The organism is Streptomyces sp. TLI_105 (assembly GCF_900105415.1).
In the GTDB taxonomy this organism is placed as follows: domain Bacteria; phylum Actinomycetota; class Actinomycetes; order Streptomycetales; family Streptomycetaceae; genus Streptomyces.
This window is the reverse complement of sequence record NZ_FNSM01000001.1, coordinates 1,769,539-1,789,927: the sequence shown is the minus strand read 5'-3', so window position 1 is coordinate 1,789,927 and position 20,389 is coordinate 1,769,539. Positions and strand designations below refer to the sequence as shown.

Sequence of the window (20,389 nt, the reverse complement as noted above, 5' to 3'; positions counted from 1 at the left end):
CAGGCCGGCCCGCCCCCAGTACTCCATCGACGCCCAAGGGGTCCGTCATGCCGTTCGTCAAGTACGCGGAACTTATCGACAGTTACGCGCGTGGATCGAGCGAGAAGGTCATCCACCACTGCTGCATTCGCTGCGGGAAGGAGAGCGACGACCCGACGCTCAACCGTTGCCCCGAGTGCTCCGGGGCCATGGACGCCATCTACGACCTCGATTACGCCGCACAGGCCGAGTGGGAGGATTCTCCCAATCCGCTCCTGCGCTATTTCCCGCTCATTCCGGTGCGGGACCCGAAGAACGTCGTGTGGCTGGGCGACGGAAACTCGCCCTGCATCCAGGCACACAAACTCGGTGCAGAGATAGGCCTTCCCGGTCTCTTCCTGAAGGACGAGTCCTTCAATCCGACCCGCTCGACCAAGGACCGTATCGCCTCCATGGGCATTTCCCGGTTCGCGGAGCTCGGAATCAGGAAGCTCGCACTCGCCTCGACGGGCAACAGCTCGACCGCGTACGGCCGTGCCGTCCAGGTCGTGCCCGGCTTCGAGGCCCACATCTTCGCCGGCCGGGCGTTCGTGCACCGCCTCAACTACGGCGACCACCCCCGGGTCAGGACGTACGCCATCGACGGCGAGTTCGCCACCGCGGGCAACGCCGCCCAGCGCTACGCCGAGGAGAACGGCCTCTTCTCCGAGGGCGGCTTCTTCAGCCTCTCCCGGCGCGAGGGCCTCAAGCTGGCCTACCTGGAGGCGTTCGACGCCATGCCGGCCACCCCGGACTACGTCTTCCAGGCGGTCAGCAGCGGCATGGGCCTGCTCGGCGCGTACAAGGGCGCCCTCGAGTACCTCAGGCTCGGCCGGCTCTCCGGGATGCCCCGCTTCGTCGCCGTGCAGCAGGCCAGCTGCGCGCCCATGGCCCACGCGTACGCCGAGGACTCCGAGACCATCCAGGACCGGCACATCGTCAGGAATCCCAAGGGACCGGCGTACGCCATCCTGCGCGGCAACCCCACCCCCAGCTACCCCTACATCCGCGACGTGGCACGCCAGTCGGGCGGCGACATCCGGGCTGTGACGACCGAGGAGATCGAGCGCGCCAAGGACCTGCTGCGCACCGTCGAGGGCATCGAGGTGTGCCACGCGGCGGCCACCGCCTTCGCCGGACTGATCGCGGCCGTCGCCGACGGCCGGGTGCCCTGGGACGCCAACGTCCTGGTCAACCTGACCGGCGGAGTGCGCCCGCACCGCCCGTCCCCGTCGCAGGTCATCGACTTCGAGATCGCCGAGGCGGACCTGTGAGCCGGCCCTCCACCCCCGTGACCCCCGCCCCCGCCCCGACGGCGCCGACCGTCGCCGAAGCCGCCGTCGACGAGCTCGCCCGCGCCGGCGTCCGGCACGTCTTCGGCTTCCCCGGCGAGACCTCGCTCCCGCTCTACGTCGCCCTCCAGCAGCGGCCCGAAGTCGACCACGTGCTGGCCCGCTGCCCGCGCTGCGCCGGCTACATGGCCGAGGCGTACGCCCGGATCTCGGGCCGGGTCGGCGTGTGCGACGCGCCCGGCGGCATCGGGTCCCCGTGGACGACCCCCGCCCTCCTGGAGGCCCGCAACAGCTCCACCCCGCTGGTCTTCCTGGCCAGCGGCATGGCGCGGCGCAAGGAGGACCGCTGGGCCACCGGCGAGGTCGACCAGCAGGCGCTGTTCGGCCCCGTGACCAAGAAGACCGTCCGGCTGGCCGGCGCCGAGCGCACCCGCGAGGAGGTGGCCGGGGCGCTGTCCTCGGCCGCGACCCCGCGCACCGGACCCGTACTCCTGGAATTCCCCGCCGACAGCCTGGACCGGCCCGTCGACGACGGTCCCGGCCCGGCGCCCGCCTCCTGGGGCTGCGCCTACCCGCAGGTACGGGCCCACCCCGACCCCGCCCGGGTCACCGCGGTCGCCGACGCCGTCCGGGACGCCCGCCGGACCGTCGTGGTCGCCGGCGGAGGCGTCCACCTCTCCGGCGCCGTCGACGCGCTGCGCGCCCTGTCCCGGGAGACCGGACTGCCCGTGGCCACCACGCTCAACGGCAAGGGCGCGGTCGACGAGGACGACGTCCGCTCGCTCGGCGTCACCGGCGCCAAGGGACTCGAAGCCGCCAACCGCTACGTGCACGAGGCCGATTGCGTGATCGTGCTCGGCAGCAAGCTCGGCGACAAGTCCTCCGACGGCTACAGCTGGCCCGAACCCCACCAGACCCTGGTCAACGTCAGCGACGACGCGGCCGAGCTGGTCCGCGGAGCCCGCGGCGGCATCGTCGTGCAGTCCGACGTCCGCGCCTTCTGCGAGGCGCTGCTGCGGGAACTGGACGGCTTCCACTACACGGGACCGGCCGTCCACCGCACGGAGCCGCGCTGGGACACCGGCCTGAGCGACACCCTGTGCCGGATGCTCACCGACGCGCTGCCCGAGGACGGCATCCTCGTCGCCGACGCCAGCGTCTCCAGCGGCTGGGCCGGCGCCGCCGTCCGGCTGCGCGGCGGCACCCGCAGACTGCTCACCCCGCGCGGCACCGGCAGCCTCGGCTACGCCCTGCCCGCCGCCATCGGCGCCTCCGTCGCCCGCCCCGGCGCCCGGGTCGTCGCCCTCGGCGGCGACGGCGGACTGTCCATGGCCATGCACGAGATGGAGACCGCGGCCCGGCTCGGCCTGCCGCTCGTCTACTTCCTGCTGAACAACGAACGCCTCGGCCTCATCGACCGGCACGCCACCGACCTGCTCGGCGGCGACCCGGTGAGCTCCTCGTTCACCTCCGTCGACTGGCAGTCGGTCGCCGCCTCCTTCGGGTGGCGCTCGCACCGCGTCACCGACACCGACGCCCTCAAGAGCACCTGGGACGACATCTTCGCCCCGGCCGACGGCCAGGTCCGTCCCACGCTCGTCGAGTGCGTCGTCCCCGCCACCGAGACGGCACCCGACTTCCTGCTCACCCTCAAGAGGAACTGAACCGACATGAGCGTCCTGATCCTTCACACCAGCAACGCCAGCCGCAAGCGCCACTTCGCCCGGGCCCGCCTGCACGGGGAGCGCCTGCTCCTCATCGTCAAGAACCCCACCTGGGAGCCCGAGTTCGTCGACCGGGTCGTCGCCGCCGACACCAGCAGCATCGAGGACACCGTCGCCGCCGCCCGCGAGCTCGCCGCCTCCGAGACCGAGAAGATCGACGCGGTCGTCGCCTTCGTCGAGCACAGCGTGCCCGCGGCGGCCGCCGTCGCCGCCGCCCTCGGCGTCCCGTTCATCTCCGAGAAGACCGCGCACATCGCCCGCAACAAGTTCGAGATGCGCACCGAGTTCGCCCGCCACGGCGACGTCCCCGGCCCCGGCTTCGGACTCGCCCACACCCTCGACGAGGCCCGCAAGCTGGCCGCCGACATCGGCTACCCGCTGGTCATGAAGCCGCTCATCGGCGGCGGCAGCATGTACGTCCGCCGGGTCGACGGCGAGACCGAGCTCGACGAGCACTTCGAGCTGATCCGCTCCGGATCCTGGGACGGCTTCGACTACGACCCGCTGTACCGCGCCGACCGCGAGAAGTACGGCGCCGCGCTGCTCCTGGAGGGCTACATCCAGGGCGACGAGATCAGCGTCGAGTCCATCGTGCGGGACGGCGTCACCCACGTCGTCGCGATCCACGACAAGCCGCTGCCGATGGAGGGCCCCTTCTTCGAGGAGGTCTTCTACTGCACCCCCACCCGGCTCGCCCCCGAACTCCAGGCCCGCATCAGGGAACTGACGGCCAACGCGCACGACGCCCTGGACATCCACACCGGCGCCACGCACACCGAGTTCCGCATCACCGCCGACGGCGAGCCGGTCATCCTGGAGACCGCCGCCCGGCTCGGCGGCGGCCCCATCTACCGCTCGGTGCTCACCAGCACCGGAGTGGACATGGTCGACGCGGTGCTCGACGTGTCGCTCGGCCGCACCCCGAACCTGGCCGTCCCGGGCCCGGTCCGCCCGACCGGCTTCTTCATGTTCTTCGCCGAGCGGGCCGGCGTGATCACCTCGATCGGCGGAGTCGAGGAGGTCCGTGCCGCCGAGGGCGTGGTCGAGGTCGAGCTCTACAAGAACGTCGGCGACGCCGTCCAGGTGCCCCCGCACATCTGGCAGGCGCACGGCCACGTCGTCTTCACCGTGGACGACCCGGCCGACCTCGACGCCCGCTTCGCCGAACTGCGCGACATGCTGCGGATCGACGTGGCGCCCCAGCAGTGAGAACGGGCACACGGTCCACCGCCGCGCCGCTGCGACCGTTCCGCGCCCTGCGGTACGGTCCGGCGGCCGGCGGCCCCCCGCACGGACTCCTCAGCCCGCCGGGCGACGGCGTCACCCCCGACCGCGCCGCCGCTCTCGCCGCCCACCCCCACGCCTTCCTGCGACTGGTCCGACCCGACCTCCTCCCAGGACAGGGCCCCGGCGTACGCCCCGACGGCACCGCGCGGCTGCTGCGCGCGTGGACCGCCCGAGGGGTGCTCCGCCAGGACGCGAGCCCGAGCCTGTACGTCGTCGAACAGCGCACCGGCACCGGCGACGCGCGCGTGCAGCGAGGCCTGATCGGCGTGCTCGACCTGGCGCATCCCGGCTCCGCCGAGGTCCGCCCGCACGAAGAGGTCGACCCCCACCGGGTGCGGGCCCAGGCCCGCCGCCGCAGGGCCGCGGGCGCGGACCTCGAACCGGTACTGCTCTGCTTCGACGGCTCCGACGCGGGCCCCGCCGCCCCTTCCATCGAGGCCGGCGCGGCCTGTCTGGACCGGGTGGCGGCGGGCCCGCCGCTCGTCGAGACACGGGCGGAAGGGTGCCGCATCCGGCTGTGGCGGGTCGGCGACCCCGTACGACTGGGCGTGCTGGACGCCTACCTGGCGGCCCGGTCGCTCTGCATCGCCGACGGACACCACCGCTGGGCCGCCGCCGAGGAGCAGTACCGGACCGACCCCACGGGCCCCGGTCGGACCCTGCTCGCCATGGTGGTCGACGTCGGCCGCCACCCGCTCACGTCGTCGGCCATCCACCGGGTGCTGACCGGCGTGCCGGCGGCCGAACTGCTCGCGGCCGCCGGGGAACCGTCCGCGCTCCCTTCCCGACCTGAGCACGCCGTCGACGTACGCGGCCTGCTGCCGGACCGCGTCCGCGACCCGCTGGCGGCCTACCGGCTCGCCGAACAGCTGATCGCGCGGGTGCGGCCGGACGGCCGGGGAGTGGAGTTCGAAACCCGCCGGGACCGGGCCCTCGCACGGGCCGCGACCACGTCCGGCACCGCCCTGATCCTGCCGCCCGTCGCCTTCTCGGCGGTACGCGAACGGGCCGCCCGGGGCCTGCTCATGCCCCGCAAGACGACCTCGCTCACCCCCAAGCCGTGGAGCGGTCTGGTGGTCCACCGGCACCACCCCGACTCCACCTCCCACCATCCCGAGGAACAGGTATGCGACTGGCGCGAGTCCGAGTCCATCACGACGGCACCGAGCACTACGCGGCCGTCGTAGCCGCGCCGACGGATCCCGGCGGCCCGGACGGCATCGAGTACGTACTCCTGGAGCGGAACCCCTTCGACGGATCGGCGGCACCGCTCCGGCAGCCGGACGGCCCCCGGATCCCCGCCCGGTCCGCGACACTGCTCTCGCCCGTCCCCGCCTCCGCCAAAGCCGTGGGCATCGGCCGCAACTACGCGGGCACGGTCGACGGACCCGGGGACTCCCCGCTCTTCCTCAAGCCCAGTACCTCGCTGCTCGCCCACGGCGAGCCGATCGTGCAGCCCGCGTTCTCCGACGAGATCGGCTTCGAGGCCGAGCTCGCCGTGGTCATCGGCCGCACCTGCAGCCGTGTGCCGCACGGACGCGCGCAGGAGTACGTGCTCGGGTACACCTGCGCCAACGACGTGACGGCCCGTGACGCCCAGCGCAGCGACGGCCAGTGGACCCGGGCCAAGGGCTTCGACACCTCCTGCCCCCTCGGCCCGTGGATCGTGACCGGCATCGACGTCGCCGACCTGGGCATCACCGCCCGGCGCAACGGCGTGGTCGTCCAGCACGGACGCACCTCCCAGATGCTCCTGGAGATCGCCGGACTGATCGAGCGGGTCTCCGCCGCCATGACGCTGAACCCCGGCGACGTGCTCCTGACGGGAACCCCGGTCGGGGCCGGCGGCCTGAGCGTCGGCGACGAGATCGAGGTGGAGATCGAATCCGTCGGCAGGCTGGCCAACCGCGTGGTCGCGATCCGCTGACCGACCGGCCGACCACAAGAACGGACAAGGCAAGGAACGGAACCTGACAGTGCCCCCCACGACTTCGACCCTCTTCTCCGCCCGCAGCGACGTGACCGCCCACTGGGTGGCCGTCATGCGACACCGCAGGAACGACCGGGCGCTGGTGCCCGCCCCCCTGCGCACCCGCTGCCTGCGGGCCGGGGAGATCCACGAGTTCATCCTGTGCCGCCCCGGCACCGACCGCGCCGAGCCGATGAACGAGGTCTCGTACCTCGGATTCGCCGAGATCTCCAGGGGCGGCGTCCTGGAGGTCGGCGACGAGCTGTACGCGGGCAACCGCCTCGTCGGAACCGTCCACGGCTTCGACGAGATCCACCTGCCCAACCACTACAACATCCTCGTCGCCGTGCCCGAGCTGATCACCGGCGCCGACGCGGGCCTGCGCCCCGGCGAACCCCTGACCATGACCGCGGGGGCGGACAAGAAGGGACACGCCCTGTGACCGCCACCGCCACCGCCGTCCCCGCCGTGCCGATGCGGCGGGCCGTGTTCACGATCTCGGCGACCCGGGTGGTCACCAGCCTCGGCTTCTACCTCAGCATCCCGATGCTCGGCGTGATCGCGCTGCGCAGCGGCACGATGAGCGCCGCCGACGTGGGACTGCTCGTCGCCACGCACGCCCTGTTCCGGCGCGCGTTCAGCATCCCGCTCGGCATCGCCTGCGACCGGTGGGGCGCCCGGCCGATGCTGGTCGGCGGCCTGTGCGCCGAGACGATCGCGTACGGGCTCCTCGCAGGCGGCACCAGCTTCCCGCTGTGGCTCGGCGCCCTCGTCGTCGACGGCCTCGGCGGGGCCGCGTACAACGCCGGAGCCAGACTGCTGCTCGCCCGGGTCGCCCAGGGCAACGCGGCGTCGTCCTTCGCGGGCTTCTACGTCGCGACCAACCTCGGCGCGCTGTTCGGCCCGCTCGCCGCCGCGGCCCTGTCGGGCGCCGGACACCCGGCGCTGCCGCTCGCCCTGTCGGCCGGCGCGTACGGGATCAGCACGGTGGCCGGGTTCCTGGTCACCCGCCGGATCACCGACGAGGCCAACCCGGGCGCGCGCTTCGGCAAGGCCGTACTCGCGCCGCTGCGCCACCGGTCCTTCATGGGCTACTGCGCCAGCACCGTCCCCCTCTGGTTCGGCGTCTCCCTGCTGGTCTCGGCACTGCCCCTGGAAGCCGAACTGCGGGGCCTGAGCGCCTACGACGTGGCCGTGGTCAACGCCTTGAACGCCCTGGTCGTGGTCGCCTTCGGCGGCGTCGTCGGCCGCCGCGCCGACGGCTGGTCACTGGCGGCCCGGCTGAAGGTGCTGTCCCTCGGATCGCTGACGATGTCCGCCGGAAGCCTGGTGTGCCTGGCCCCCGGCCGCCCCGGCCTGTACGGGGGGCTGCTCCTGGTCACCGTGGGCGAACTGGCCCTCATCACCGCCGCGGACGTCGTCGCCGTCCAGCTGGCGCCGCCCGGCGAGACCGGCGCCTACCTCGGCTACGTCACCTTCGCCTGGGCGGTCGGCGGCGTCACCGCCGGCGTGCTCGCGGGCCGGCTGCTCGACGTCCCCGGCTCGGGTACTACCCTGTTCTGGCTGATCAGCGCGGCCCTCGGCCTGGCGGGCGCGGCCGCGCTGCTGCGTCGGTCGGTGCGTGTCGGGGGAGCTGCCCATGGAACTGCCTGAGGACTGCGCGGGCGTCCTCCTGGACCTCGACGACACACTGATCGACTTCAGCGGGGCGAGCCCGGCCGCGCTCGCCCACGTCCTGGGCCCCGACGCGGACTTCGCCGAGTGGATGAGGCTCACCGAGCACCTCTACCCGCAGTTCACGGCCGGTGCCATCGACTACCGGGAGCTGGAGCGCCGACGGCTGGCCGCCCTGCTCACCGGGATGGGACGGCCCGTGCCCGACGTGCCGGAGCTCGACGCCGTCGAAGCGCACCGCAGACGCGAGGTCGAGTCCCGGCTCCGGCTCTACCCCGACGTGCTCCCGTTCCTCACCCGGGTACGTGCGTCAGGGCGTCGCATCGGCGTGCTGTCCAACTCGGACGGCCCGCAACAGCGGCGCAGAATTGACCAGTTGGGCCTGACCTCGTGGCTCGACGCGGTGACGGTCTCCGGTGAGACGGGCCTCGCCAAGCCGCGCCGCGAGGCCTTCGCCCTGGCCTGCCACCGACTGGGCGTCCCGGCCGCGAGGACCGTGCACATCGGCGACAGCCTGGACGCCGACGCGCTCGGCGCCCACGGAGCCGGCCTCGGCGCGGTCTGGCTCCACCGCCCCCACCGGGGCCCGACACCGGCACCGCCGGCCCGGGGCATCGCGGTGGTCACCACGCTCGACGCGCTCGTGTGACGCGGTCGCGGCGACGGTCGCCCCGCTTTCTCGTGTGACGCGGCCGCGGCGACCCCCACCACGTGCGACGCGGCCGCGGTGACTTCCCACTTTTATGCGCGACGCGGCCGCCGCGACTCCCCACCGTGCGGCACGGCCGCCACCACCACCCCGCCCCCCATGCGGTGCGGCCGTCATCGCCTCCCCACCCCCCACTGCGACGTGGCCGCCGCCACCTCCCCGCCCCCTCACCCTTCCTCTCCCTCCCTTCCTCCCAGGAGCGCACCATGCACCTCCTCCTCGTCGGCGCCTGGCCCGAGCTGGCCAACTGCCTGATGGGGCTGCCGGCCCGAGTGACCCTGCTGCAGACGCCGGGAACTCCCCACAGCCCCTGGCCGGAGCGGCAGACGACCGTCGACTACACCGACACGGCCGAGGCCCTGCGCCGCGCGGCGGAGCTGCACGCGGCCGACCCCTTCGACGCCGTGGCCGGCTTCCGCGAGCTGTCGCTGCCCGCCGTCGCCGTGATCGCCGAGGGCCTCGGCATCCCCTGCGTCCCGGGACCCACCGCGAGCCTCGGCCACGACAAGGCGGCCGTACGCGACCTGCTGGCGGCGGGCGGCTGCCGCACCGTCCGGCACAGGGTCTGCGCCGACCCCGAGGAGCTTGCGGGGTTCGTCCGGGAGGTGGGCCTCCCGGTGGTGGTGAAGCCCGCGTCCGGCGCGGGCAGCGCCGGCGTCCACGCCCTGAAGGAGCCGGGCGACCTGGCGGCGGCCTGGGCCCACACGGCGGCCGCGGACCAAGGGGCCCTCCTGGCGGAGGAGATGCTCTCGGGCCGGGAGTTCAGCGTGGAGGTCCGCTCGGTGGCGGGCGTCCACGAGGTCGTGGCCGTGACCGAGAAGCACACCACCGGAGCCCCGTACTTCGTGGAGACGGGCCATGTGGTCCCGGCCCGGCTCACCGCCGCCGAGCGGGCGGCCGTGGCGGACGAGGCCGCCCTCGCCCTCACGTCCGTCGGCCACCTGGACGGCCCCTCCCACGTGGAGGTCATGCTCACCGCGGACGGCCCGGCGGTCATCGAGATCAACCGGCGGCTCGGCGGTGACCGCATCTGGGAACTGGTCCAGCTCGCCACCGGCCGCGACCTGATGCGCGAGTCCCTCCTCGACGCGACCGGCGCGGCGTCCACGCCGGCCCCGCACGTCGCTCGCGCCGCCGCGATCCGCTTCGTCCATGCGCCGCGCGAGACGACCGCCCCGGAGGCTCCGACGGACCTCGAACCGGGCGCGGAGACACCCGGGTTGGTACGACTGCGACTGTCCCTTCCCGCCCCGGGGATCCCTGTCCGCCCGATGCGGTCCTCGCACGACCGTCTCGGCTATCTGATCTGCGTCGCCGACACGCCCGACGAGGCCGACGCGGCCGCCGACCGGGCGCTCGCCCGGACCCTGGAACGACTGTTCCCGGAGTAGGCCCCCGCCCGGCCCGCCCGCCCTGCCCGAACTGCTCGCCCGTGCAAGGGAGTCGGCGGCCGACGTCCTGGCCCTCCTGGCGCACGGCGTGAACCTGCGCTCCCGTGGGGAAGTCCCGGGCCCTGTGCCTGCCGTCAGGCCGTGCTGTTCTCCGTGCGGGTGGGGACCCGCCCGGCTGCTTCGAGGCGGGACAGCCGCTGGTGTTCCCGGTCGGCCCAGCGTCGGACCCGGTCGGGTTCCAGCGGGGTGCCGTGGCCGACGTGGAGGCTGGTGGGGTTCAGGGCGAGCATCTTCCGCAGGCTGGCGAGGTTGTGCAGCGGGTCGTCGTGGAAGGGAGGGTTGGCGGGACGGCCCCGCACGAGACCGAAGAGGGAGTTGGCGACCAGGTCGCCGGCGACGAGGTCTCCCTGGTCGGTGAGGACGGAGATCGATCCGGCGGTGTGTCCGGGGGTGGGCATGATGCGCCCTGTGATCCCGAAGTCCTCCAGGTCGGTCTCGCCGGTCACCAGGACGTCGGGTTCGAGGGGTTCCACCTGGACGTGCAGGTTCTTGTTCCTGGCCATGAGGCGGCCCATCGGTCCGGTGGGCAGGTAGGGCTCGCGGGCCCGGCCGGCGCGGTAGGGGCCGAGGTCGGCGACGTGTCCCGCCACGGGAGCCCCGGTCAGGCGGTGGAGTTCGGCGGCGGAGCCGAAGTGGTCGATGTGGCCGTGGGTGATGACGATCAGCGACACGTCGGTGGGGTCCACCCCGTGGGCGGCGATCCGCTCGTAGATCCTCCGGCCGCTGCCGGGCGTTCCCGCGTCGACGATGACGGGGCGGCGGCCCAGCAGCAGGTACGCGTTGATGTGGTGCCGGCCCATGACCGGGAGGGGGGCGACCTTGGTTCGGGACACGGAGCTCTCCTGGGGCATGACTGACTTCCGCCGCGCGGTGGTCCGCGGGCGGTGGGGGAGTACGGCGGGGTTCAGCGGAAGCGGCGCCGGTACTGGGCGGGGGTGGTGCCGAGGCGGCGCCGGAAGGAACGGTGCAGGCTCTCCACGGAACCCAGGCCGCTGAGGGCGGCGATCTCGGGCAGGCCGTGGGGACTGTCCTGGAGCAGCCGCCGGGCGGCCTCCAGCCGGACGGACTCGACGTACGCGGCCGGGGTGGTGCCGGTGCGCTCGCGGAACAGCCGGGAGAAGTGGCGCGCGCTCAGGTGCAGCCGTGCGGCCAGGGCATCGGCGGAGAGGTCCTCGGTGAGGTGCTCACCGATCCACATGCGCAGGTCGTCCAGCCGGTCGCCGGGCGCCGCGGGAGGCGCGAGCGGGGCGCTGAACTGGCTCTGCCCGCCCGCGCGTTTGACGTACATGACCATGGTCCGGGCGGTGGCCAGGGCGCGTTCGGGGCCGTGGTCCTCGGTGACCATGGCCAGGGCCATGTCCATCCCCGAGGCGATGCCGGCGCAGGTCCACAGGCGGCCTTCCCGGATGAAGATCGGGTCCGGATCGACGGTGACGAGCGGGTGGTCGGCGGCCAGCCGTGCGGCCGTCCGCCAGTGGGTCGTGGCGGTGTGACCGTCCAGCAGGCCCGCCGCGGCCAGCAGGTGCGCGCCCGAGCAGACGGACCCCAACCGGCGGACACCGGGGGCCGCTTCGCGCAGCCAGTCGATGATCCCGCGATCGAGTACCGGCTCCACCTCGTGGTCGTGCACGCGGACGGCGCCCGATACGAGCAGGGTGTCCACGTCGCCGTTCACCTCGTCCAGGGTCAGGTCGGCCATCAGCCGGACCCCGCTGGAGGTGGTCACCGGCTCGCCCTGAGCCGTCGCGATGCGGACGGTGTAGCCGGGGCGGTCGGCGCCGGCGACCCGCGTGGCGACGGAGAACACCTCGGCCGGACCGGTGACGTTGAGCAGTTCGACGCCGGGGAAGGCCGCGAGGACGACTCTGTGCGGTGGGAGCATGTGTCGATCATTTCGCCCCGCCACGAGGGCCGCAATGACCATGTTCTGTCGCATCCGGACATGACGAAGCGAACCGTGCGCGCGGCGCGCGTGGAGAAACCCCCGGACGGCATGAGGCCCGGGATCGGCGAGAGGGCCTTGGCGGGCTGATGCCGAGGCCCTCTCGCCGTACTGCCGTGACGGTCTAGCTCACGACCGGGCTGCCGCCGATGCCGACGTAGATCGAGTCGTAGACCCGGCGCTCGACGCCGGGAGCCGGACCGTCGGTCAGGCCGTTCACCGGACGCGTGCCGTTGCCGAGCAGCATCGTGGACGAGCCGCCGCCGTCCTGGTTGAGGGCGTCCATGACGCCGAGGGCCTTCAGCGGTTCGGTGACCTCCGCGAGGAACCCGCCGTCGGGGTAGTACTGGTCGCGCGGTCCGCTCAGGGTGACCAGGAGGGTGCGGCCCTGGTCGTCCACGCCGAGCGCGGTGCGGGAGTCCCGGCAGAAGTCGGTCTTGGCCTGGGGAGTCGCAGCGGTGAGCTCCTTGCTCAGGCCGTTCTCGTCGTAGAGGCGGGCGCAGCTGCCGTGGGCGTAACCCGTGGCCCCCGTGCTGCCGTACTTGTTGACGCCGTCGCGCATGAGCAGGGAGCCGCCGTCGACGACGTCCACCGTCTCGTCCAGGGGGATCTCCCGCTTGATGCCGTCGGCCTCGAAGCGGTGGTCCCAGAGCTTCTGCGTGACCGTCAGGGTGGCCTTCTTCTGTTGTTGCTGGCGCAGCCAGTCGGCCTGGTGGTCCCCGATCGCCTGGAGGACGTACTGGCCCTTGCCGACCGTACGGCCGCCCCGGCCCGGACCGCCCTCGACGATCGCGCCGGTCGTGCTGTCCAGCACCACTTCGTACCCGGCCTGGTCGTCGGCGGTGATGTTCTTGTTGACGTCCGGCTTCGGCGTCGTCGTCTTGTAGGAGTAGTTGAACAGCACGAACTCGGTCGGGTCCGTGTAGGCGGCCAGGTCCTTGCCGTAGGCGTCCTTGTACGGGCCCAGTTCGCCGGCGGTGTCGTCGGCGTCGCGCGGGCAGCCCAGGGCGCCGCCGGGGTTCCGGTTGACGTCGTCCACGCGCTGGGTGACCTCGCCGTACGGCCTGCCCTGCTCCTCCGTCAGGCTGCTGGTCACGCTGATGTCGGTCTCCAGCTGGGTGACGTACGGAACGCCGTACTGGAGCACCACGCTCTGGCGGTTCCTGTCCAGGACGCAGGAGGCTCCCATCACCTCCCCGTCGCGGACGGTGGCGCCGAAGGTCTGGACGGTCTCCGGTACGGCGTCCGTCGTGTCCGGGGTGCCCTCGTTCATGAAGTAGCCGCCGTTGATCGCCGCGAGGGGGGTCTCGGGCATGGCGGCCACCATCTCCCGCACGGTCTCGCCGGTCCCGGCCTTCCTGCCGAACGTGCTCTCGATCCGCAGGGCGCCCTTGGCGGGGTCGATCCGGACGACGTTCAGCTCACGCGGGTACGTGCGCTGCGCGATCGGCGAGGTCTCCTTGTAGCGGAAGTACTCCACACCGGGCGCGAGCAGCCTGCTGTCCGCGGTCTGGGCGGTCCAGCGCGCCAGCTCGGGGGCGGACGGCGGTTCCTCGGCCGCGCTCGTCGGGCCCGAGCCGGTGAACAGGAACACCGAGCTCAGCGCGGTGACGGCGGCCACCAGACGCGCGCCGCCGCGGTGTGAGGGACGGGATGCGGGGCGTGTCATGACAGGCATTCCCTGTCCGTGGTGGAGTCGGCGTCCGGAGTCCTGAGCCGGTGCGACTGGAAGGACTTGTCGAAGGGGGCCGTGAGCGACGTGCCGTCTCCGGCGTTGACCTTGTACGCCTTGGCGGCGGGCTGCCCCGTCTGTGTCCACTCGCCCGCCCAGGAGGGGTCGTTGAAGAAGCAGGCGGTCTTCTCGGTGCGGTTGATGACCGAGCGCACGTTGTCCGCCCAGACCCCGGCGAGGTAGCCCGCGTGGTCGTTCGGGGTGCCGTACATCCCGCCACGGCCGTTCGGCTCCTTGAAGATGCACAGCTGACCGACGGCGCAGCGCTCGTACCCCGTGAAGCAGGCGCCCTGCGAGGGGGCCAGCTTGTGGGAGGTCACCTGCAGACCGAGCGTCTTCAGATCGCTGCGGGCGCCCGGCGGGATCGTCTCCACGGCGCCGCCGAGGTAGGTGTTCGCGTACACGCAGCCCCAGAAGTGAGTGTTGTTGTACACGGACACGGCCTTGTCGTCCCAGCCCGACCCGGTGACGGTGGCGGTGCCGCCCAGCGGAAGCCGCAGGCTTTCGCCGGTACCGCCGGCACCTTGGTAGAGGCAGAGGGACGGCTTCTCGCAGTTCTCGTAGTCGGCGTTCGCCGGCAGGGCGAACAGGACCGAGCAGAGAAGGGCGAGGGCTCCCACGAAGAGGGAGCCCCGCAGAATATTGATCTTCACGAGCGGTGAGTCTGACAGGAGATGCCGACGCGCGGGAACGCGTCTTCGATTGCGGACCGACGCGTCGCCCCGGGTCGTGCGCGAAGGGGCGAAACCGCCGACGCGGGAGCTGTGTCGGCGGTCCTCCGGAGGTGTCCGCCCGTTCGGCGAGCTTCCGGGGGCGCAAGCGAGCGGCGGTGGAATCCAGTAATCCGCGGACATGTCTGATTGCTGACGCAATCTTGATGACAAGTTTCGTGGACAACTACCTCCAATGACCCGGCGGCCCCTAACTCGCCGCTACAGCACCGATTTAGGACACTATCTCCCATTCATGGGTAACGTGATGTCGCTATTCGATCACCTAGAATGAGACGAAGCGTGTGACCTAGTTCACAATGAACTCACGGCTGGCGGTGGAGATTTGCAATATCGAACGGTCCGTTCGTAGGTGCGACGCAAGCCTCGACCTCCGTCAGTTCGCCGTTGGCCGTGCCGTCCAGGCACAGGCGTCCTCCCTTGTCGCGGAGGTCGATGACGAACTTCGTGACCGCGCCGGACTGCTTCAGGCCGTGGATGCGCTCGTCGATGTAGCCGAGGCCGTTCAGCGTCTTCCTGACCTGGGCGGGATCGGGCCGCTTGAGCTGCAGGACCGCCTCGGCCACGCGCTGTTCGTGCTGGACGCCGGCGCACCGGTCGTGGGCGTCCAGCTCCACCTCCGGGCCCGCCGTGGGGGCGATGGGCTCGACCGCACCGCCCGGCGGCGGCTTCACCGTGGCGCCGGGCGGCGCCTCCACCGGAGCGGTCGGCACCTCGCCCTCCGGGGCGGCCGGCGACTCCCTCTTCGTGCCCGGCGGGGGGCACTCCCGCGCCACCTCGTCCAGCATCTTGATGAAGGCCGCATCGTCCCTGGTCGAGACGGCATCGACGGACCTCCCTCGCTCTCCCTGGGAATCCGGCTGCTCGGAGCCGCAGGCGGCCAGGGTCAGAGCGGCGAGAGCCGTCACCGCGAGGGTGCGCCGACGGCGACGCATTACGGGGTCAACTGCCCTCATCCGGGCTCGGGTTCGCTTCATGCGCCCAGTCTTGGGCCGGGCCGCACGCGCCACATGAGTACGCGTACTCAACCTCGGCCGGCGGCCGGGTGGTCTTCACTGCTGCAAGGAAGCGGAACCAACTACCTTCACTTGTACGGCCCTTGTGGTGGTGATCGACGCCGGTCTACGGTCCGCAGCGATCAAGCAACACACCTACGACACGAGGGGGGAACTCGTGCGCAAGACAGCCCTGCCTGTCATGGCCGCGCTTTCCATGGCGCTGCTGCTCCCGCAGCAGACCGCCGGAGCCGCTGCCACCGAGCAGCCGCAGGCCGCGGCCGCCACTGTCGATCCGCCGCTGGCCGACGGGGAGATCCAGCAGGTCGGTCCCGGCCTGTACTCCACCGCGGAGAAGTCCTTCGAGCTGTACGAGACCGATGTGGCCGAGGGCCTCATGGGCCGTACCCACACGGTGACCGAAGGCGCGGACGGAGTCGCCAGGCCGGAGTCGGCGCCCGCGACCCGTCCGGACCAGGGCGTCTTCGGCCCCGGCTGGGAAGCCGGGTTCCTGGGGGGTCAGCTCAACCGCAAGCTGGAGCAGAAGGCCGACTCCGTCGTGGTCACCGACCTCGACGCGAAGGTCTCCGTCTCGTACGCCCTGAAGAGCAGCGTCGACTACCCGAGCGGCGGCGGCGTCAAGAAGTACGAGACCACCACCGGCGACAAGCTCACCGAGACCACCACGTACAACGAGGCGACCGGCACGCTGGTGACCACCGCGGTCGAGACCCTCGCCCCGGCCACCGGCACCCCGGACACCGACGTGACCGGCGACGAGGACGCCGGCGCGGCCATCGGGGTCGCCAACCTCACGGCCACGTACAACTGGAAGCAGGTCGCTCCGGGCACCGACAAGTGGCGTGTCACCAGCCTGGGCAACCTGGCCGACGGCGCCACCGACACGGTCTCCTACGACACCAAGGGCCGGGTCGCCACGGTCAGCGAGCCCGCCACCGCCGACGCCCCGGCGCAGTCGCTGACGGTCAAGTACTCGACCGCCACGACGGCCACCGGCACGGCGCTCGGTGAGTACACGGGCCGCGCCAAGGAGATCACCGTCACGTCGGGTGCCACCACGCAGACGCTGGCGCGCTACTCCTACGACGCCTCGGGTCTGCTGCGCAGCGTGACCAACCCGGTCGAGGGCACCGACCCGGTCTCGTCGTACGCCTACGACTCCACGGGCCGTGTCTCCGACATCGCCTCGCCGACCAACGGCGAGTGGGACCTGACGTTCCCGGCCGCGTCGGCCGCCCCGAACGCCGAGCCCGTGGGCACCGACCTGCCGTCCTCCACCGAGCCCCTGCAGGGCCCGGCCGGCGACGGAACCGCGACCACGCCTCCGGCCGGGGACTTCACCACCGGTGAGATCACCGACCCGCAGGCCTACCCGCGCTACTGCAACCGCGCCACCGAGTGGATGTGGTACCTCAACCGCGGCTGCGTCGCGTGGGCCGCGCACTACGGCTGGCACTGGCCGTACTTCCGGTACACGCCGACCGGCTTCCGCGTGGCGGGCATCATCTACGACGGCTGCAGCACCCCCGGACCGAACATCAGCCGTCCGGGCGGCTTCAACTTCCGGGCCGCGTGCGACACCCACGACTACGGCTACGGCCTGATCGGCAACACGTACAAGGGCTACAGGTACTACCTGGACCGCAGCAAGAAGTCGAACGTCGACAACGCCTTCTACAGCACGATGAAGACGCACAGCTGCAAGGCGTACAACATCCTGGTCCGCTGGAAGTGCAACTCCTACGCGTACGTCTACCTCAAGGCCGTGGCCTGGAAGGGCAACCCGAAGAACGGTGCCAACAAGACCTGATCACGGGTCCGCGCACCTTCTGACGACGTACGGCACGACCTCCTGACGGAACACGCCCCTCGGGCGTGAACGGGCCGGGTGGCGGACACCCCCCGCCGCCCGGCCCGTTCCGCCAGGACACCTCACCACATCGCCACCCCACATCTCCCCGGGCTGCGCCCTGTCTGCTTCCCCACAGGCCTGGCCATGGCGTGCCCCCTGCTCACCGAGGCAATATGAAGAGAACGATCTGGGCGACGGTCGTCACCGCGATGACGGCCGTGACCCTCGGCGCCGCGATACCGGCCCACGCCGTCACACCGCTGAGCACCACGACAGCGGCCGCAGCCGCGGCCGACCCGGTCGATCCGCCGCTCTACGACCAGACCGCGGGCGGCGGCAAGATCCGCGTCAACGTCGTCACGGAGACCCTGGCGGACGTCGCCGACGCGGCGACCGCCGGCGAGAAGAAGCAGGAATTCGAGACCGTGCCGGTGGTCACCCTCAAGGTGGACCGGGCCGGCCTCGACCGACTCGCGGCCAAGCCGAACGTGGTCAGCGTCACCGAGGACAAGGTCGAGCCGCCGACCCTGGACGAGAGCATCCCGCTCATCGGGGGTGACACGGCCTTCGCGGCGGGCAAGACCGGTACGGGCCAGGCGATCGCCGTCCTGGACACCGGTGTCGAGACCGGCCACCCGTTCCTGAAGAACCGGGTCGTGGCCGAGGCCTGCTTCTCGCCGAGCGATGCCGAGAGCGGCGTCGTCAGCCTGTGCCCGAACGGCGCCGACACGCAGGAGGGCGCCGGTGCCGCCAACACCGCGGCCGGCCCCTGCGCGACCATGGCCGCCTGCGACCACGGCACCCACGTGGCCGGTATCGCCGCGGGCAACGGCACCGGCATCACGGGCGCTCCCAAGCACGGCGTCGCGCCCGGCGCCAACATCGTCGCCATCCAGGTCTTCAGCCAGTTCACCACCGAGGAGTTCTGCGGTGGCGCCGCCCCCTGCGTGGGCAGCTACCAGAGCGCCCAGCTCAAGGGCCTTGAGCACGTGCTGAAGCTCAAGCAGGCCGGTACGCCGATCGTCGCGGCCAACCTCAGCCTCGGCAACGGCCGTTACGCCACCGCCTGCGACAGTGATCTGCGCAAGCCGGTCGTGGACAGCCTGCTGACCGCCGGCGTGGCCACCGTGATCGCGGCCGGCAACAACGGCCACACCGACGCGGTGAGCATGCCCGGCTGCATCTCCTCCGCCGTCACGGTCGGCTCGACCACCGACGACGACGAGCTGTCCGCCTTCACCAACCGGGGCCCGCTGCTCGACCTGTTCGCCCCCGGCACGGGCATCGTCTCCTCCGTGCCCGGCGGCACCTACGCCTCCAAGAACGGCACCTCCATGGCCGCGCCGCACGTGGCCGGTGCGTACGCGGTGCTCAAGCAGGCCTTCCCCACGAAGAGCATCGCCGACCTGACGGCCCTGCTGAAGAGCAGCGGCCGGGGCATCATCTACACCGGCGCCACCACCCCGCGGATCGACCTCGGTACCGCTCTCAGCGGCGGGGGCACCACCCCGAAGCCGGCCGGGATGACCGACTTCAACGGTGACGGCGCGGAGGACATCGCGATCTCCGACCCCCAGGCCACCGTCGGCACGGACGCGAAGGCCGGTCTGATCCGCATCGTGTACGGCGGCGGCAAGGGCACCGTGGAGATCAGCCAGGACCTGGACTGGGTGCCCGGCGGCTCCGAGCCGGACGACTACTTCGGCGAGACCCTGGCCACCATCGACTGGAACAAGGACGGCTTCACCGACCTGGTCGCCGGAACCCCGAGCGAGACCGTCGGCACCGCCGTCGACGCGGGCTTCGTCGACATCCTGTACGGCGCGGCCGGCGGTCTGGGCACCGGCACTCTGAAGGTCACGCACTTCGAACAGGGCACCGGCACGGGTGCGATCGCGGGCTCGGCGTCCGAGGCGGGCGACCGGATGGGCCACAGGATCGCGGCCGCGGTGAACGACGCCGGCCGGCCGTACCTGGTCATCACCCTGCCCGGTGAAGCCCTCGGCGACGTCGCGCAGGCGGGTTCCGCGTTCTACGTGTACGGCACCACCAGCCTGGCGGTGAGCCAGGCGACGGCCGGTGTTCCCGGTGACCCCGAGACGGGCGACCTCTTCGGCTGGTCCGTGGCCGCCGACCAGAACTACATCGCCATCGGCACCCCCAACGAGGCCCTCGGCAGCACGGCGAAGGCCGGCGCCGTCATGATCTTCGACGCCAACCGTTTCGACTCCACCGGTCACCCCCTGCCGCTGGCCGGACTCGACCAGGACAACGCGGCCATCTCCGGCGGCGCCGAGGCGGGCGACCAGTTCGGGTACGCGGTGGCCATGGCCCCGTTCCGGGCCAGCGGCGCCGCAGCCGCCACGGAGTCGATCCTGGCGATCGGTTCGCCCGGTGAGAGCGTGACGGTCGGCACCGAGGACCGCGCCAACGCGGGCCGCGTGGTGCAGATCCGCATCAAGGCCGACGGCACCTGGAGCTACCTGCGCGAGCTCAAGCAGGGCACCGCGGACGACGATGTGTCCGGCACCTCCGAGGCCGGTGACCGCATGGGCGAGTACCTCGCCGCCGTCAACACCGCCCCCGGTTCGGTGAGCACCGTGGCGTCCATGCGGCTCGCCGTGGGAACGCCCGGTGAGGACATCGGCACCGTCGCCGACGCGGGCGCGATCCACACGTTCTCGCTGGCCGGATCGGCCGGTCCGAACGACCGCTGGATCGAGGCCGGCGACGGCGACGGCATCCCCGGCACCCCCGGCGCCAACCAGTACTTGGGCAAGAACATCCACTTCACGGCGACCAAGCTGTACGTGGGCATGCCCTTCGGGCCCCTGGCCACCGGCGCGCTCTACGCGCTGCCGATGTCCAACGTGACACAGGGCGGCACGGTCGCTCCCACCACCACGTACAAGCCCGGCTCCGGTGGCCTCCCGGCCAACGGCGTGGCCTTCGGCTACTCGGCGCGGTAGACGTCGGTCGATGCGAGCAGCCC

Annotated in this window: 16 protein-coding genes; 11 read left to right on the top strand and 5 right to left on the bottom strand. The window is 72.1% G+C overall.

All coding sequences use genetic code 11. The annotated features are described in order from the left end of the window. The first annotated feature begins 47 nt into the window (after positions 1–47). The 9 genes from BLW86_RS08260 (at position 48) to BLW86_RS08220 (ending at position 10,064) form a co-directional block, all read left to right on the top strand. Positions 48–1,292, top strand: a complete 1,245-nt coding sequence (locus BLW86_RS08260; protein ID WP_093873407.1) for a threonine synthase — start codon at positions 48–50, stop codon at positions 1,290–1,292. Continuing rightward, positions 1,289–2,974, top strand: coding sequence for a thiamine pyrophosphate-binding protein (locus BLW86_RS08255; RefSeq protein WP_143060237.1), 1,686 nt, complete (start codon positions 1,289–1,291; stop codon positions 2,972–2,974). The genes BLW86_RS08260 and BLW86_RS08255 overlap by 4 nt, the downstream gene beginning before the upstream one ends. A gap of 6 nt (positions 2,975–2,980) precedes the next feature. After that, a complete protein-coding gene (locus tag BLW86_RS08250; RefSeq protein ID WP_093873405.1) occupies positions 2,981–4,243 on the top strand; it encodes an ATP-grasp domain-containing protein in 1,263 nt (420 codons plus the stop codon). Further along, the gene (locus BLW86_RS08245; protein WP_177181604.1) at positions 4,240–5,508 is read left to right on the top strand and encodes a DUF1015 family protein; all 1,269 of its coding nucleotides are present in this window, start codon (positions 4,240–4,242) and stop codon (positions 5,506–5,508) included. Before BLW86_RS08250 ends, BLW86_RS08245 begins: the two co-directional genes overlap by 4 nt. After that, positions 5,448–6,248 carry a fumarylacetoacetate hydrolase family protein gene (locus tag BLW86_RS08240; protein ID WP_093873404.1) on the top strand — a complete coding sequence of 267 codons (801 nt, stop codon included), beginning with the start codon at positions 5,448–5,450 and terminating at the stop codon, positions 6,246–6,248. Before BLW86_RS08245 ends, BLW86_RS08240 begins: the two co-directional genes overlap by 61 nt. Before the next feature lie 49 nt (positions 6,249–6,297). After that, entirely contained in the window at positions 6,298–6,732 is a 435-nt protein-coding gene (locus tag BLW86_RS08235; protein ID WP_093873403.1) for a DUF6917 domain-containing protein, read from the top strand. Beyond that, positions 6,729–7,943: an MFS transporter gene (locus tag BLW86_RS08230; protein ID WP_093873402.1), complete on the top strand. Its 1,215-nt coding sequence runs from the start codon at positions 6,729–6,731 to the stop codon at positions 7,941–7,943. The genes BLW86_RS08235 and BLW86_RS08230 overlap by 4 nt, the downstream gene beginning before the upstream one ends. Beyond that, positions 7,930–8,613 carry an HAD family hydrolase gene (locus tag BLW86_RS08225; protein ID WP_093873401.1) on the top strand — a complete coding sequence of 228 codons (684 nt, stop codon included), beginning with the start codon at positions 7,930–7,932 and terminating at the stop codon, positions 8,611–8,613. The genes BLW86_RS08230 and BLW86_RS08225 overlap by 14 nt, the downstream gene beginning before the upstream one ends. Before the next feature lie 266 nt (positions 8,614–8,879). After that, positions 8,880–10,064, top strand: a complete 1,185-nt coding sequence (locus tag BLW86_RS08220) for an ATP-grasp domain-containing protein (RefSeq protein ID WP_093873400.1) — start codon at positions 8,880–8,882, stop codon at positions 10,062–10,064. Positions 10,065–10,198: 134 nt separating this feature from the next. Here the strand turns inward: BLW86_RS08220 and BLW86_RS08215 are convergent, their stop codons facing one another. The 5 genes from BLW86_RS08215 to BLW86_RS43075 all read right to left on the bottom strand — a co-directional run bounded on the left by BLW86_RS08215 (position 10,199) and on the right by BLW86_RS43075 (position 15,506). Continuing rightward, the gene (locus BLW86_RS08215; protein WP_093878568.1) at positions 10,199–10,957 is read right to left on the bottom strand and encodes an MBL fold metallo-hydrolase; all 759 of its coding nucleotides are present in this window, start codon (positions 10,955–10,957) and stop codon (positions 10,199–10,201) included. A gap of 71 nt (positions 10,958–11,028) precedes the next feature. Then, the gene (locus tag BLW86_RS08210; RefSeq protein ID WP_093873399.1) at positions 11,029–12,006 is read right to left on the bottom strand and encodes a GlxA family transcriptional regulator; all 978 of its coding nucleotides are present in this window, start codon (positions 12,004–12,006) and stop codon (positions 11,029–11,031) included. A 184-nt stretch (positions 12,007–12,190) separates the two neighbouring features. After that, positions 12,191–13,735: a phosphodiester glycosidase family protein gene (locus BLW86_RS08205; RefSeq protein ID WP_107466063.1), complete on the bottom strand. Its 1,545-nt coding sequence runs from the start codon at positions 13,733–13,735 to the stop codon at positions 12,191–12,193. Further along, a complete protein-coding gene (locus tag BLW86_RS08200; protein WP_177181603.1) occupies positions 13,732–14,451 on the bottom strand; it encodes a peptidase inhibitor family I36 protein in 720 nt (239 codons plus the stop codon). Before BLW86_RS08200 ends, BLW86_RS08205 begins: the two co-directional genes overlap by 4 nt. Before the next feature lie 383 nt (positions 14,452–14,834). Beyond that, a complete protein-coding gene (locus BLW86_RS43075; protein ID WP_256341255.1) occupies positions 14,835–15,506 on the bottom strand; it encodes a hypothetical protein in 672 nt (223 codons plus the stop codon). 196 nt (positions 15,507–15,702) lie between these two features. On the opposite strand from BLW86_RS43075, the gene BLW86_RS08190 reads away from it, so the two are divergent. Next, positions 15,703–17,355 (top strand): phospholipase A2, encoded by a 1,653-nt coding sequence (locus BLW86_RS08190; protein WP_256341254.1) that lies wholly within the window; start codon positions 15,703–15,705, stop codon positions 17,353–17,355. A 215-nt stretch (positions 17,356–17,570) separates the two neighbouring features. Further along, the gene (locus BLW86_RS43070) at positions 17,571–20,366 is read left to right on the top strand and encodes a S8 family serine peptidase (RefSeq protein ID WP_256341253.1); all 2,796 of its coding nucleotides are present in this window, start codon (positions 17,571–17,573) and stop codon (positions 20,364–20,366) included. The last annotated feature ends 23 nt before the right edge of the window (positions 20,367–20,389 follow it).